This window comes from Lactococcus petauri, from assembly GCF_002154895.1.
GTDB classification, from domain to species: Bacteria; Bacillota; Bacilli; order Lactobacillales; family Streptococcaceae; genus Lactococcus; species Lactococcus petauri.
The window spans coordinates 210,381-224,709 of the sequence record NZ_MUIZ01000005.1 but is presented as its reverse complement, the minus strand read 5'-3'; the positions used below and the strand labels follow the sequence as shown (position 1 = coordinate 224,709).

Below are 14,329 nucleotides of genomic sequence, written 5' to 3'. Positions count from 1 at the left end.
TCAGACCATGATTTGGTATTCATTGCATAGGAGATACACCTGTTCCCATGTCGAACACAGAAGTTAAGTCCTATTACGCCGGAAGTAGTTGGGGGTTGCCCCCTGCGAGATAGGGTAAATGCCAAGTGATTGGGAGTTTAGCTCAGCTGGGAGAGCATCTGCCTTACAAGCAGAGGGTCAGCGGTTCGATCCCGTTAACTCCCATAGGTTCCGTAGTGTAGCGGTTATCACGTCGCCCTGTCACGGCGAAGATCGCGGGTTCGATTCCCGTCGGAACCGTTTCAAGTAGATAGACTTGAAAGGTAATAAAAGAAATAGACTCGTTAGCTCAGTTGGTAGAGCATTTGACTTTTAATCAAAGGGTCGCTGGTTCGAGCCCAGCACGGGTCATACTTTAACAATAGGTTGAGGTATAAAGCGTAAAAGAACTTGTCAAGCGGATGTGGTGAAATTGGCAGACACGCTAGATTTAGGTTCTAGTGCTTTAGGGCGTGGGGGTTCAAGTCCCTTCATCCGCATTTCTTTTATAGCCGACTTAGCTCAGTTGGTAGAGCATCTGATTTGTAATCAGAGGGTCGCGTGTTCGAATCATGTAGTCGGCATTCCTTTAACTGTTGGACCTAGTGTAGTGCAGCTAGAGGTATTTAGAAAGTTTTTCTTTCTTTAAGCGTTGCGAACGTAGTTCAGGGGTAGAACACAACCTTGCCATGGTTGGGGTCGCGAGTTCGAATCTCGTCGTTCGCTTTGTTAGTTCTCCCTTAGTGGGGGATTTTCCATATTTTGCCGGGGTGGCGGAACTGGCAGACGCACAGGACTTAAAATCCTGCGAAGGGTAACCTTCGTACCGGTTCGAAACCGGTCCTCGGCATCAGTTAAACCAAGAGTTTTATGACTCTTGGTTTTTTTATATAATTTTTATTAATAACTAGGTTAGTGACCTAGTTATTTTATTGACAAATAAGTTTGTTTGTTAAATATCAGAGAATTGTTATTTATTACTCTAAGATGAAAAGATACGTGCTAATATTCTAGTTTTTTTGATAAAATGTCAATTTATATTCTGTAACTTAAAAAATGTCCATAATTTCGATTATGTTTTAGAAATTTAAAAAATAAAAATAATTTGATAATTGTATTTAATTGAAGCTATGGTATTCTACTATATAGGAGTAGGGCATATCACAAAAGGAAGGGGGAACATAATAAATTACGATAAGTTGGAAGTTATTCTAGAGGGGAGAAAAAAATATAAGGATGGAGCATAATTTAGATATGGAGCAGCTGGAAGAAATATTTCATTCTGTCCAACATATTGTGTGGAAAAGCAGTCGTTTAATTCCGATAAATTTTTGGACGATTGATGACTATCAGCAGGAAGGGCGCTTGGTATTATATGACTTGCTTAGCGACGGTGTGACACAAAGAAATTTATTTTGCCATTTTAAGGTGCGCTATAAGCAGAGACTTATTGATATTAAAAGAAGGGAGCGGGCTTTTAAAAGGGGTTTTGATTGTGGGACTGGCTTAGACATATACGAATATTCGGATGCTTTAAAAGGTAAAGCGGCCAGTCCAGAACATACGCTGATTTCTGGAAGTTTACTAGAAGAAGTTTTTGAAAACTTAAGTTTACGTTACCGACGGCTCCTGAAAAGTTATCTCGCGGGCGATGAATTGCATCGTATGGAAAAGTATCGTTTGAAAGAAAAAATAACGAAAATATTGTATGATCAGCAGTGAGTTTATTGATAATGCTTGGAGAGAAAGTTTTGCCTAAATTGTGATATAATTACTTTATTACTAAATAAAAATTTATAGGAGATTTCCAGAAAATGGCAAAATTGACTGTTAAAGATGTAGATCTTAAAGGAAAAAAAGTTCTTATTCGTGTGGACTTCAATGTCCCACTTAAAGATGGTGTAATTACTAATGATAACCGTATTACTGCAGCTCTTCCAACAATTAAGTATGTACTTGAACAAGGCGGACGTGCAATTCTCTTCTCTCACCTTGGTCGTGTTAAAGAAGAAGCAGATAAAGCTGGTAAATCTCTTGCTCCAGTAGCAGCAGCTTTGGGCGAAAAATTGGGCAAAGAAGTGGTCTTCCCAGGAACTACACGTGGTGCTGAATTGGAAGCTGCTATTGCTGAATTAAAAGATGGCGATATCTTGCTTGTTGAAAACACTCGTTTTGAAGATGTTGATGGTAAAAAAGAATCTAAAAATGACCCTGAACTTGGTAAATACTGGGCTTCACTTGGAGACGGTATCTTCGTAAATGATGCATTTGGTACTGCTCACCGTGCGCACGCTTCAAACGTAGGTATTTCTGCTAACGTGGATAAAGCAGTAGCTGGTTTCTTGCTTGAAAACGAAATTGCTTACATCCAAGAAGCTGTTGAAAACCCAGTTCGCCCATTCGTAGCGATCCTTGGTGGTTCAAAAGTTTCAGATAAAATCGGTGTTATTGAAAACTTGCTTGGTAAAGCAGACAAAGTTATCATCGGTGGTGGTATGGCGTACACATTCTTCAAAGCACAAGGTATCGAAATCGGTGATTCTTTGGTTGAAGAAGACAAACTTGACTTGGCAAAAGAATTGCTTGAAAAAGCAGACGGTAAACTTATCTTGCCAGTAGACTCAAAAGAAGCAAATGCTTTTGCTGGTTACACTGAAGTAAAAGATACTGAAGGTGAAGCAGTCGATGCAGGTTTCCTTGGCCTTGATGCTGGTCCTAAATCAGTTGAACGTTTTGCTAAAGAGCTTGAAGGTGCTAAAACAGTTGTTTGGAACGGTCCTATGGGTGTCTTTGAAAACCCTGATTTCCAAGCAGGTACTATTGGTGTTATGGATGCCATCATTGCTCAACCAGGTGTAAAATCAATCATCGGTGGTGGTGACTCAGCAGCTGCAGCAATCAACCTTGGCCGTGCAGATAAATTCTCATGGATCTCTACAGGTGGTGGTGCTTCTATGGAACTTCTCGAAGGTAAAGTTCTTCCAGGACTTGATGCTCTTACAGAAAAATAATGCAATAAAAAACAGACCCTGGTCTGTTTTTTTGATACAATAATACTATGAAGAAAATCACAGTAAAAAAGCAGGCTGCACTTAAGCTTCGTCGCGCTTTTCCCTTAATTGTTGCCGAAGATTTAAAGTCTACTCCACAGGAAGATGGGTTTATTGACTTTGTTGATGAAAAAGAAAACTTTTTAGGAAGAGGCTATTTATCGAAGCAAAATAAAGGCGCTGGTTGGCTTTTAAGTCAAATCCCAGAGGATATAAATCAGCGTTTCTATGAAAAGAAGTTTGAGGAAGCTAAGCGCGCACGTCTTTCTTTTTTCCAAGATGACCTAACAACAGCTTTCCGGATTTTTAATGGTGAAGGCGATGGCTTAGGCGGTATAACTGTTGATTATTATGCCGATTATGCTGTTTTTAGCTGGTACAATCCTTTTATCTATACGCAAAGTACAGACATTATAGCTGCCTTTCGCTCTGTTTATCCTGAAATCAAAGGAATTTATGAAAAAATTCGTTTTGATGGACTAAGTTTTGAAACGCGACATATAGGCGGAGAAATTGCCCCAGAACCATTGGCCGTTAAGGAAAATGGTGTGACCTATGCAACATATATGAATGAAGGGCTGATGACAGGGATTTTCTTAGATCAGAAAGAAGTGCGTGGTACTCTAGCAAATGGTTTAGTGGCCGGTAAGACTCTTCTTAATATGTTTAGTTATACAGGCGCTTTTTCGGTTGCAGCAGCGTTTGGAGGAGCAAGCCAGACAACTTCAGTAGATTTGGCCAAACGTTCTTTGGATAAAACGCGAGAACAATTTACAATGAATGGCATTGAGCCAGAGAGTCAACGTATCTATGTTATGGATGTTTTTGGCTATTTTAATTATTCCAAGAAAAAAGAATTAAGTTATGATGTTGTGGTTTTAGATCCACCAAGCTTTGCTCGCAACAAGAAGAAGACTTTTTCGGTGGCAAAGAATTATGGGGAACTCGTTCAAGAATCAATCGATATTTTAAATAAAGAAGGACTTTTGATTGCCTCTACAAATGCTGCGAATGTTAGCCGTGAGAAATTCCGTACAATGGTAGAACAGGCTCTGAAAAATAAAAAAGTTAAATTTGATATTTTTCAGGAAGAGCACTTGCCTGCCGACTTCAAGGTGGCTTCTTCTTTCCCGGAAGGTGATTATTTGAAAGTCTTGTTTATTCAAATCAAAAAATAAGAAAAAACTGTTGGAAAGTTGCTCCAGCAGTTTTTTAATAAGCCATAAATTACTGAAATGTAAGAGTGGATGTACAATTTCTCCTTTATAATAAAAAGGTATCAGTTTTTTTAAAAAAAGCCGTCTCAGTAGAAGCAGTTTTCTTGATTCTTAACTATCTTCAGCTAGGCTGGTTTCTTCTAGAAAATCTGTTTCACAAATAAGGGAGAACAGAGTATGAAAAAAATTTTTTCTAGCTATGATTTAAAAATCATAGGTATAGTATTTATGGTTATCGACCATATTAACATTTATCTTGGAAGTTATTTGGGCTTACCTACTTGGATAGGCTTTTTAGGGAGATTTGTCGCACCACTATTTGTCTTTATGATGGTCGAAGGCTTTCACTATACAAGAAGTCGAAAAAAATATTTTTTAAGGCTTTTAGGTGGTGGTCTACTAATGTATGCCATCAATATTAGCTTCAACTTGCTGACACGGAGCAGTTTTGAGGACCCATATGGGCAATTTGATATATTTTTACTTCTTGCAGGTCAAAATATTTTCATGACGCTGGCGCTCTTATTTGCTTTAATCTGGGCAATTGATATTATTCGTAAAAATCAAGGGACGAAGCTTAAGTGCTTTTCATATAGTTTAGTCATTATATTACTTTTGCCCCTTATCCTGTTGAGTGAGGGTGGCCCATATGAGCTTGTATTGGTCCTCATTTTCTATTTTTTCCGAAGAAGATGGGCAAAAATTTCAGCAGGGATTATTACTTTTAGTCTTCTTTTGCTTATATGGAGTTTGGTGGGCTATTTTACAGGCAGTGCAGCAGGCACGCTTTACCAGGTACTCAGTTTTTCAAATGAATTTATGATTATTACTGTTTTACCTTTCGTTTACCTCTACAATGGTCAACGTGGCGGTAATGGCGCACAGTGGCAAAGAGATCTTTTCTATTATTTTTATCCCGCACATTTGCTTATTCTGTACATCTTACGCTATGCCTTGGTAGGTGTAGTATAACAAAAACACACGGTCATTCATTAACCGTGTGTTTTTATATTGGTAAAAAGCTATATAATAAAGCGAAGAAAACAAAACCAATGAGGCTCATAACCCATATTTTATTGTGTGATAAGAGGGCCACGTATTCACGTATGAGGGCTGTGGGTAAGAAATAAAGTGCTGTTGGTGCACCAACCCCTTCAGCCTTAAGATGCACTCTACGGGCATATAAACGTGCACGGAGTACATGATAATTATTGGTTGAAAAGATAATACTTGGCGCTGGGTGGCCACCCTCAAATCTTGTGAGCCAATCTTCTTCAATAAGCTGTTTTGAAAAAAGCATATTTTCATAAGTTGTAGTTGATTGATCTTCTAAAATAATCATATTTTCAGGAATATGCTGAGAGAGGAGGTATTTACGCATAGCATAAGCTTCAGAAACAGGCTCATCAGCACCTTGCCCACCACTCACAACAAATTTCGCATTCGGATTTTTGTAGAAATATTCAATCCCTTTGTCCAAGCGGCTTTTAAGAAGCGGTGGAACGTCTTCACTAGAAATACCAGATCCAAGTACAATAATATAGTCAATATGCTTTTTAAGCGGCAGCATCTGGTACATCCAAGAATAAAAGAGGTAAGCAATAAAGATGAAGGACAGTATTAAATCAAGTAAGAGGATAAATAACAAAATTATATCCAGAAAAAGTGGTAGTTTGAACATACCTGTGATTAAAAATAGAAAAAGAGGGAAACTGATGATTAAATTTAAGCCCATGGCAGCGGAGAGCTTTGCAGTTAAACTTTTTCCTTCTTTAGTACGCATCGTTTGTGAATTGAAAATGAGATAGATGCATACAGCTAAAAAGATGAGAGGGAGAAGCAAATAAAAAATTGCTAAAGCAAGCATTGAACCATGAGAGGAGGTTTTATCAAGGAAAACGAGTCCAAGAATTAAAAGGGTGAAAAATGAGAGAATCAACCCAGCAGCAAAAAGCAGCCCGCCCAAGATACTGCGATCTTTAAATTTTATTAGCAAATAGCCTATCCCAGAAATAGCGAGAAAAAAAAGTAGATATAGCATAAAGTCCTCCAATAGATAAAATTAGTATACCATGTTCGCGCCTTGGTAAACCAGTATTTTGTATTACTGAGGAGGTATTTATTTGAAATAAGAAATATAAAAAAATACCGGAAAGAAACCGGTATTTTTACGATGCGGAAGGCGGGACTTGAACCCGCACAGCCAAGATAGGCCACAGGATCCTTAATCCTGCGCGTCTGCCAATTCCGCCACTTCCGCGAATTGGTACTTTAATATAATACCATTTCACGAGAAAGAATGCAAGAATGAACTTAACTTTTAGATGTTTTTATAAAGTATGTTCAGTATTTCATATAAGAGGCCATTTCTGCAGCATGGGCACCTGCTACATGACCAGTCACAAAAGCACAAGTGATATTATAGCCACCCGTATAACCGTTAATATCGAGCAATTCCCCAGTCATATATAGACCGGCTGTTAATTTACTTTCCATTGTCTTTGGATTAATTTCTTTAAGCTGAACGCCTCCACCAGTGACAAAAGATTTTTCAATCGGAAAAGTTTTATCGATTTGGATTGGAAATGCTTTAAGGATATGAGAAAATTTCTCCAACTGTTTTTCGGTCAATTGCTTTGCAGGTATATCTGCGTCGATTTGAACTTTATCCAGTAAGAAAAGTAAATAGCGTTCCTGCGTGAGCGCTGCAAAAGCATTTTTAACAGCCTTGCCATTGTCACGCGCAGTATTTTTCAAGTCGTTTAAGAGTTGTGCTACAGATATGTCAGGGAAGCTGTCCAGCTGGACAGTCACACTTTCTGCGCCTTTAGCTAGTTCTTGGTTGATAAAGCTAGAACAGCGAAGTGCTGCAGGGCCACTGAGACCAAAGTGCGTGAAGAGCATGTCCATTTGATGTTCAATGATGATTTTCCCTTTAGCATTAAGTACACTTAATCGGATATCTCGAAGAGAGATACCTTGTAAAGTTTTCTCACTAATAAATGTTTCAGAAGAAATTAATGGGGATTCTGTCGGATAAAGTGTTGTGATTGTATGACCAGCACTTCGTGTTAATTTATAACCGTCACCAGTGGAACCTGTCGAGGGATAGGCGCGTCCGCCAGTAGATAAGACAACACAAGAGGCTGTGAAGCTATCTGTTTCTGTTTCAAGTCCTGTAATAGCACCATGTTCTATATTGAGTTCAGTTACAGCAGCGTTTGGAAAATAGTCCACATGAAGCTCCTCTATTTTACTGAAAAGGCCCTCAACAATTGTTCGAGATTTATCGGTTACAGGAAACATTCGACCATGGTCTTCCTCCTTGAGTGGAATACCATTTTTTTCAAAGAAGTCAATAATATCTAAGTTTGAAAATTGAGCAAAAGCACTGTGCAAGAAACGGCCATTTCCAGGGACATGGGTGATAATTTCGTCCACCGAATGGCTGTTGGTAACGTTACATCGTCCGCCTCCCGTCATCAACAGTTTTTTTCCTACTTTTTTGTTCTTATCAATTAAAGCTGTATGTGCACCATTTTCTGCAGCAGCTATTGCTGCCATCATACCCGAAGGTCCGGCTCCAACAACGATTACATCATATTTTTTCATAACTTCATTATAGCATAGTTTCAGGTGCTGATTTCTTGCGCTCGCTTATGAAATATATAAAAAGAACCCTTATGTAAGAGTTCTTAAGCTCAACCTTTAAATCAAACTGTGTTTCACTAAAAAGTCATGTGCCACGGCAGCAGGATCTTTTTGCTCAACATTGACGGCGTAATTCATATCAATCATTTCCTGATTGGTAATTTTTCCTGAAAGTCGGTTTAAAATTTGCTCCAATTGGGGGTATTTCTTAAGGAGATTTTTATTCATCAAAGGAGCTGCTTGATATGGTGGGAAAAGATTTTTATCATCATTCAGGACGGTCAGTTCATATTGTTTGATTTGACTGTCTGTGGAATAAACTTGGGCTAAATCAATGCTGTCACTATTCAAGGCATTGTAGATCAAACTTGTTTGCATTGTCTTCACATCAAAATTTAGTCCATATAAACTTTGAATGCCAATATAGCCATCTTGGCGGTGTGCGAATTCTAAGTCAAAGCCAGCTTTAACTGAAGGAAGCCCTTGGAGATCAGAAATATTTTTAAGGTGATGTTTCTGGGCGTAGCTATTTTTCACAGCTAAAGCATAAGTATCTTGAAACTCCATAGGTGTAAGATAGGCAAAGTTATCAAGTTTAGCAATACCTGTGCGTGCCTCTTCGTAAACTTTTTTGGGGTCGGTGGAGGTTGTGTTTTTTTTCAAGAATGTCGTTAAGACTGTTCCAGAAAATTCAGGATAAATATCAATTTTATTGGATTTTAAAGCATTGTAAAGGAAGGTTGTGTCTCCAAAGTTGGACTTGAGTGTGACTTCGATATCACTGTTCTTTTCAATGACTTCCTTGTACATATTTATCAAAAGTGTCGGCTCAGCTCCGAGCTTTCCAGCAATGGTAATCTGTGGATGAGTATTGGATTGAGGTTGATAATACGACCCTAGCAAGAGTAAAAGACCAGCAAAGAAGCTAATCAGAATGGTACGAATTTTTGCTTTTTCCAAGAAGCGGAGTAAGGTTGAGAAAATAACGGCCAATAAAGCAGAAGAAATCGCTCCAATCAGGATAAGGTTAACATCATTGGAGTTAATGCCCAAGAGGATGAAGTTTCCGAGTCCGCCTGCTCCAATAAGTGCAGCTAAAGTTGCTGTCCCAATAATCATGACAGCACTTGTACGAATACCAGCCATAATAAAGGGAAGAGCAAGTATCAGCTCAAACTTCATCAAGCGCTCTCGTCGGTTCATCCCAAAAGCAGTTGCTGCTTCAATTAAAGACTGATCAATTTGCTGAAGACCGGTATAGGTGTTTTGAATAATAGGAAAAAGAGCGTAGACAACTAATGCGACAATAGCTGGCAAAGAACCAATCCCAATAAAAGGAATCAATAATCCAAGTAAGGCCAAACTTGGAATCGTTTGGAAAATTCCGGTAAGTTGCAGTACTGGCTCAGCAATTTTGGGGTAACGTCTTAAAAGTAAAGCAAGGGGAAGAGCGATTAAAATAGCGATAAAAAGAGAAACCAAGGAAATTTGGATATGCTCTAGAAGAGCAAGCCAAAACTGGTGCTCTTGCTGTTGAAAGGTAGAAATCAAATTATTCATGAGCATCGTCCTCCAGACTATTTAAGATTTCCCCCAAAGGCGTTTCTTCCGAAAAATCATGAGTTGCAAGGACTTGTTCAAGATTTTTTAATTTATATTGAGACAAGTCTTGCTGATAATCAGTGAAGAAGTCCGCCACAAAAGTATTTGCTGGGGCATTTAAAATTTCTTGGGGACGTCCCACCTGTTGAAGTTCACCGTCTTTGAGAATTGCGATACGGTCAGCCATCGCCATTCCTTCAGACATATCGTGGGTAACAAAAACCGTTGTGATTTTTAAGGTTTTCTGCAAATCTTTGACCAGTTCCTGTAGCTGTTTACGGGAGATAGGATCCAGAGCGGAGAAAGGTTCGTCCATTAAAATAATCTTTGGTTTACAGGCGATAGCACGCAAAATACCAATCCGTTGTGCTTCACCTCCAGAAAGTTCATGAGGGTATCGGTTAAGGTACTTTTCAGCATCTAGACCCACTAAAGGAAGGAGTTCGAGTACGCGCTCACGCGTTTCTCTTTTGCTCCAACCTTTCATTGTCGGGATGATACCAATATTTTCTAAAACGGTCATGTTAGGAAAGAGCGCAATTTGTTGAAGCACATATCCTATTTGAAGACGCAAGTCTCTTAAGTTAATTGTTTGAATATCTTGATCATCAATGAGGACCTGCCCTTCATTGGGTTCGATGAGCCGGTTAACCATCTTGAGTAATGTTGTTTTTCCGCCACCAGAAGAGCCTGCGAGAACAAAAAACTCGTGACTTTCAATGGATAAGTTGATATCTGAAAGTACGGCTTTGTCTCCGTATTTTTTAGTGACATTTTTAAATGTAATAGTCATAGTGTCATTTTAACATTTTATCTTTCAGTTCTTTCAGGAAATGGATTGCTATTTTTATGGATGGAAGGGTATAGAAAAAGCCCTCAAAGAGGACTTTTTATTTAAAGCCATTTTCTAAAGTTTCAATAACTGTCAAAATTTGATCATCCGAAACGAGTTTTTCAGCTCCATTCACGAGTGACTCATAAGCTGCATCATAGACACGACCATAATCGCCTGAAACCGTAGGAATTGACTTTTCAATGCGATCGCCATTTTGATTGTAGTATGTCAATTGAGCAAAATCTTGCGGTGCATCGGCCCCAAAACCGTCACTTCCCGGGAAGATTCCCACCTTCAAATCATTTTCCTGTTGGTCAACGTTTTCTTTAATTAAAGTTCCTCTAGAACCATAAAGCACCCATTTGGGACGTTTGAGTGCAGCCAGTTCAGTGGCTTGAACTGTTGCTCGGAAATCGGTGTAAAGCAAGTTTACAGAGAAGTAATCATCTACAGCATTTGAATCGCGTGTTGAACGAATATCGTATTGTACATCTTTTGGCTGTCCAAAGAGTGAAACCATTTGGTCAACCATGTGTACACCATGGCCATACCAGGCGCCATCAAAGTTTTTACCAGCAGTTGCATCTGCTGGACGATAGTGATCCATAGTGACAGTAATGTCAAGCAAATCTCCTAGGTAACCCGTATCCAAAACTTTTTTGATTGTCAAAAAATCACTGTCAAAACGACGGTTTTGGAAAGGCATAAAGAAGAGCTTCTTTTCTTGAGCGATACCAACTAATTCTTCGGCTTGTTCTAACGTTTCTACTAGCGGTTTGTCACAGATAACGTTTTTTCCACCCAGTAAAAGCTTTTTACTGGTTTCATAGTGTGCAGCACCTGGAGTGACGACAATGACTAAATCAATTGAATCATCTTGAATAATATCATTGATGTCTGTTGAAAAAATAGTTCCTTCAGCCTCAAGAATAGCTTGCTCAGGACGTTTGCCTAGGCTACGGTTGACAATGCGCGCAATGTTGAAGTGCTCACGGATTTTAACATAAGGAATATGATAGCGATTGGTGGACTTCCCAAAACCAACATAAGCAATGTTTAACTTTTTCATGCTTTCTTCTCTTTTTTCTTTTTCGCTTGGTGTTGTTTTTTTAATTCTTCGATTTTTGACAATTTATCTGTCTTTTTATTTGAATTTTTTTCGTGGAATTTTTGGACAGAGGCTTGCCCTTTATAATCTAATTGATACTTTCCCATGGTTCTCTTTCTCTCTATTTTACAAGGCGACGTTCGAAAGCATCCGAGGAGATACCTTCACTTAAAATTTTCTTCGCCCATTCTTTTGCTGAAAATAATGAGTGATCGCGATAATTTCCACATTCTTTTTCGGCAACCCCTGGGACATTATCCCAAGTGAAACTGTCTCCTGCGAGCTCTTCCAAAGATGAAGTGATCACTTTAGCAATCTCCTCAGCAGTTGGTTCGCCCCACATAATCATATGGAAGCCAGTACGACATCCAAAAGGAGAAAAGTCAATCATGCCATCAATACGGTCACGAATCAAACTTGCCATTGAGTGTTCGATAGTATGTAGCCCACTTGTCGGGATTTCACCGTGATTAGGTTGCACAAAACGGACATCAAAGTTGGTGATGATGTCACCTTTAGGACCAGTCTCTGTCCCAATTAGGCGCACGTAAGGTGCTAAAACTTTTGTGTGATCGAGCTGGAATGATTCTACTTCAGCCATATTTTCTACCTCCAGTATTCTTAGTATTCTTCTATTTTACCATTTTTTGAACCAAAATTTTTTTGTCTGACCTCGTAAAGTGATAGAATGAAGCTAGAAAGTAAAGAAAAGGAGAAATTATGTCACTTACAGAAACTTACACTCTCGAAAATGGTATGACAATTCCAAAAGTTGGTTTTGGAACATGGCAATCTAAAGATGGTGAAGAAGCATATCAAGCTGTAAAAACGGCCTTAGAAGTTGGCTATCGTCATATTGATACAGCAGCTGTCTATGGCAATGAAGAGTCAGTGGGACGCGCGATTAAAGACAGTGGAATTGCTCGCGAAGACTTGTTTATTACAACGAAGCTTTGGGCTGTTGGTACAACAGAAGATGCCCGAGCAGCACTAGATGAAAGCTTGGAAAAACTAGGTTTAGACTACGTGGACCTTTATCTTATTCACTGGCCAAATCCAAAAGCGTTTCGACCAAACTTTGCCGAGCGTAATGCTGCGGTTTGGAAAGCAATGGAAGAAGGCGTACGGGACAAAAAAGTTCGAGCTATCGGGGTGTCTAACTTCCATCCACGTCACTTAGAACCTTTACTGGAAGTTGCTGAAATTAAACCTGTTGTCAACCAAATTATGGTTAATCCTTCGGATCAGCAAGAAGAGGTTGTAGCTTTCAATAAAGCACACGATATTTTGACAGAAGCTTATAGCCCACTTGGCACAGGTAAAATTTTTGCGGTTACTGAATTGACGGATATTGCAGATAAATATGGTAAAACAGTTGCCCAAGTCGTTTTACGTTGGAGTTTACACAAAGGTTATCTTCCTTTACCTAAGTCTGTGACGGCAAGCCGTATTAAAGAAAATGCGGATATTTTTGATTTTGATTTGACCGAAGAAGATATCACCTTTATTGACAGCCTTCATGGGAAAGCAGGTCTGGCACGCAATCCAGACGAAGTGGACCACTAAAATAAATTTAAGGACATTCAAATTGTAAGATTTGAGTGTCTTTTTTTATAATTGACAGAATATAGACAGGAAGAATAATAAAACGTTAAAAAAGTGTTTTATTTCACAATAATAATTGCTAAATGAATATGAAAGTGCTATCATTTAATTGATAAAGAATTCACAAAGGAGAAACAAAATGAAAATTGGTGTAATTAAAGACCCCAAACAAGGTGAAGCGCGTGTAGGGATGACTCCAGAAAACGTAAAAATTCTCGTTGAAGCAGGTAATGAAGTACTTGTCGATAGTAATGCTGGTGCAGGTTGTGGTTTTACAAATGACCTTTATGAAGCGGCTGGAGGACAAATCGTCGATACAGAAACTGCTTGGGAAGCAGAGCTGATTGTTAAAGTCAAAGAACCAATGGAATCTGAATATAAATATTTCAAACCAGGCCAAATTATTTGGGGATTCTTACACTTGGCAGCCAATAAAGCTTGTGTGGAAAAAATGATGGAAGTCGGTGTAACAGCTATTTCCGGTGAAAATATCTCAATCAATGGTGTGCTTGAGTTGCTTAAACCAATGTCAGCTATTGCGGGACGTCGTGCAGTTAATATTGGGCAATATTATCTTGAAAAACAACATGAAGGGGAAGGAATTCTTCTTCCTGGTATTGAAGGTATCGAGGCTGGTACAGTTGTTATCTTCGGTGGAGGTAATGCTGCAGAAAATGCTGCCGATATGGCTGTTGCTTTGGGATGTAAGGTTATTATCATTGAACTTGGTGATGCGCGTATCGCCCAACTTAAAGAACGCTATGCAGGAAAAACAGTTGAAATCGTTAAATCAACAACAGAAGCATTGGAAGAAAATATTAAACTTGCAGATGTCTTTATCTCAACAATCTTAATCCCTGGCGCTAAACCACCAAAATTAGTCAAAGAATATATGGTTAAATCTATGAAACCAGGTTCTGTTATCGTGGACATCGCTATTGACCAAGGAGGAACTGTTGAAACAATCGATCATGCAACAAACCATGCGGATCCAGTCTTCATCAAACACGGCATAATTCATTACGCTGTGCCAAATATGCCAGGAGCAACACCTCGTACAGCAACAATTGCTTTGGCTCAGGGCAATATCTCTTTCCTTAAGGATATTTCAGTCAAAGGATTAGATGAGGCGCTGAAATCAAAAGAACTCTTATCTGGGTTGAGTGTTTATAAAGGAAAAGTTGTTTCTAAAGCACTTGCTGATTCAATTGATGTCACTTATACGGAACTCTAAAAAGAAATA

Annotated in this window: 13 protein-coding genes, 8 tRNA genes and 1 rRNA gene; 14 read left to right on the top strand and 8 right to left on the bottom strand. The window is 38.9% G+C overall.

Going from position 1 to position 14,329, the window contains the following annotated elements; genetic code table 11:
• Positions 1–11: 11 nt before the first annotated feature.
• The 12 genes from rrf (at position 12) to BZZ03_RS08840 (ending at position 5,257) form a co-directional block, all read left to right on the top strand.
• Positions 12–127: ribosomal RNA gene (rrf, locus tag BZZ03_RS08895) — 5S ribosomal RNA — on the top strand.
• Between the two features lie 4 nt (positions 128–131).
• Positions 132–204 (top strand) — tRNA-Val (locus BZZ03_RS08890).
• A gap of 2 nt (positions 205–206) precedes the next feature.
• Positions 207–279, top strand: a tRNA-Asp gene (locus tag BZZ03_RS08885).
• Positions 280–317: 38 nt separating this feature from the next.
• Positions 318–390 (top strand) — tRNA-Lys (locus BZZ03_RS08880).
• A gap of 46 nt (positions 391–436) precedes the next feature.
• Positions 437–518: transfer RNA gene (locus BZZ03_RS08875), tRNA-Leu, on the top strand.
• Between the two features lie 11 nt (positions 519–529).
• A tRNA-Thr gene (locus BZZ03_RS08870) sits at positions 530–602 on the top strand.
• 70 nt (positions 603–672) lie between these two features.
• Positions 673–744: transfer RNA gene (locus BZZ03_RS08865), tRNA-Gly, on the top strand.
• 38 nt (positions 745–782) lie between these two features.
• Positions 783–868, top strand: a tRNA-Leu gene (locus BZZ03_RS08860).
• A 386-nt stretch (positions 869–1,254) separates the two neighbouring features.
• Complete coding sequence (locus tag BZZ03_RS08855) at positions 1,255–1,740, top strand: hypothetical protein (protein ID WP_029343540.1); 486 nt, start codon at positions 1,255–1,257, stop codon at positions 1,738–1,740.
• Positions 1,741–1,832: 92 nt separating this feature from the next.
• Positions 1,833–3,029 (top strand): phosphoglycerate kinase, encoded by a 1,197-nt coding sequence (locus tag BZZ03_RS08850; RefSeq protein ID WP_014025460.1) that lies wholly within the window; start codon positions 1,833–1,835, stop codon positions 3,027–3,029.
• Between the two features lie 47 nt (positions 3,030–3,076).
• Positions 3,077–4,246 carry a class I SAM-dependent rRNA methyltransferase gene (locus BZZ03_RS08845; protein WP_086583040.1) on the top strand — a complete coding sequence of 390 codons (1,170 nt, stop codon included), beginning with the start codon at positions 3,077–3,079 and terminating at the stop codon, positions 4,244–4,246.
• Positions 4,247–4,462: 216 nt separating this feature from the next.
• Positions 4,463–5,257 (top strand): TraX family protein, encoded by a 795-nt coding sequence (locus BZZ03_RS08840; protein WP_086583039.1) that lies wholly within the window; start codon positions 4,463–4,465, stop codon positions 5,255–5,257.
• A 34-nt stretch (positions 5,258–5,291) separates the two neighbouring features.
• On the opposite strand, the gene BZZ03_RS08835 is transcribed toward BZZ03_RS08840, so the two are convergent.
• The 8 genes from BZZ03_RS08835 to BZZ03_RS08805 form a co-directional block, all read right to left on the bottom strand.
• Positions 5,292–6,326 (bottom strand): YdcF family protein, encoded by a 1,035-nt coding sequence (locus tag BZZ03_RS08835; protein ID WP_029345650.1) that lies wholly within the window; start codon positions 6,324–6,326, stop codon positions 5,292–5,294.
• 133 nt (positions 6,327–6,459) lie between these two features.
• Positions 6,460–6,545: transfer RNA gene (locus BZZ03_RS08830), tRNA-Leu, on the bottom strand.
• A gap of 83 nt (positions 6,546–6,628) precedes the next feature.
• The gene (locus BZZ03_RS08825) at positions 6,629–7,897 is read right to left on the bottom strand and encodes a BaiN/RdsA family NAD(P)/FAD-dependent oxidoreductase (RefSeq protein WP_061414199.1); all 1,269 of its coding nucleotides are present in this window, start codon (positions 7,895–7,897) and stop codon (positions 6,629–6,631) included.
• A gap of 96 nt (positions 7,898–7,993) precedes the next feature.
• On the bottom strand, positions 7,994–9,496 hold the full coding sequence (locus tag BZZ03_RS08820; protein ID WP_019291508.1) for an ABC transporter permease/substrate-binding protein: 1,503 nt from the start codon (positions 9,494–9,496) through the stop codon (positions 7,994–7,996).
• The gene (locus BZZ03_RS08815; protein WP_019292970.1) at positions 9,489–10,331 is read right to left on the bottom strand and encodes an ABC transporter ATP-binding protein; all 843 of its coding nucleotides are present in this window, start codon (positions 10,329–10,331) and stop codon (positions 9,489–9,491) included. Before BZZ03_RS08815 ends, BZZ03_RS08820 begins: the two co-directional genes overlap by 8 nt.
• Positions 10,332–10,428: 97 nt before the next feature.
• Complete coding sequence (locus BZZ03_RS08810) at positions 10,429–11,442, bottom strand: Gfo/Idh/MocA family oxidoreductase (protein WP_086583038.1); 1,014 nt, start codon at positions 11,440–11,442, stop codon at positions 10,429–10,431.
• Entirely contained in the window at positions 11,439–11,588 is a 150-nt protein-coding gene (locus BZZ03_RS12180; protein WP_014025452.1) for a hypothetical protein, read from the bottom strand. Before BZZ03_RS12180 ends, BZZ03_RS08810 begins: the two co-directional genes overlap by 4 nt.
• A gap of 14 nt (positions 11,589–11,602) precedes the next feature.
• Positions 11,603–12,082, bottom strand: a complete 480-nt coding sequence (locus tag BZZ03_RS08805) for an S-ribosylhomocysteine lyase (RefSeq protein ID WP_003133193.1) — start codon at positions 12,080–12,082, stop codon at positions 11,603–11,605.
• Between the two features lie 119 nt (positions 12,083–12,201).
• Here BZZ03_RS08805 and BZZ03_RS08800 point away from each other — a divergent pair, with 119 nt between their 5' ends.
• Both BZZ03_RS08800 and BZZ03_RS08795 read left to right on the top strand, forming a co-directional pair.
• Entirely contained in the window at positions 12,202–13,047 is an 846-nt protein-coding gene (locus BZZ03_RS08800) for an aldo/keto reductase (RefSeq protein WP_086583037.1), read from the top strand.
• A 178-nt stretch (positions 13,048–13,225) separates the two neighbouring features.
• Positions 13,226–14,320 (top strand): alanine dehydrogenase, encoded by a 1,095-nt coding sequence (locus BZZ03_RS08795; protein ID WP_019291512.1) that lies wholly within the window; start codon positions 13,226–13,228, stop codon positions 14,318–14,320.
• Positions 14,321–14,329 lie beyond the last annotated feature (9 nt).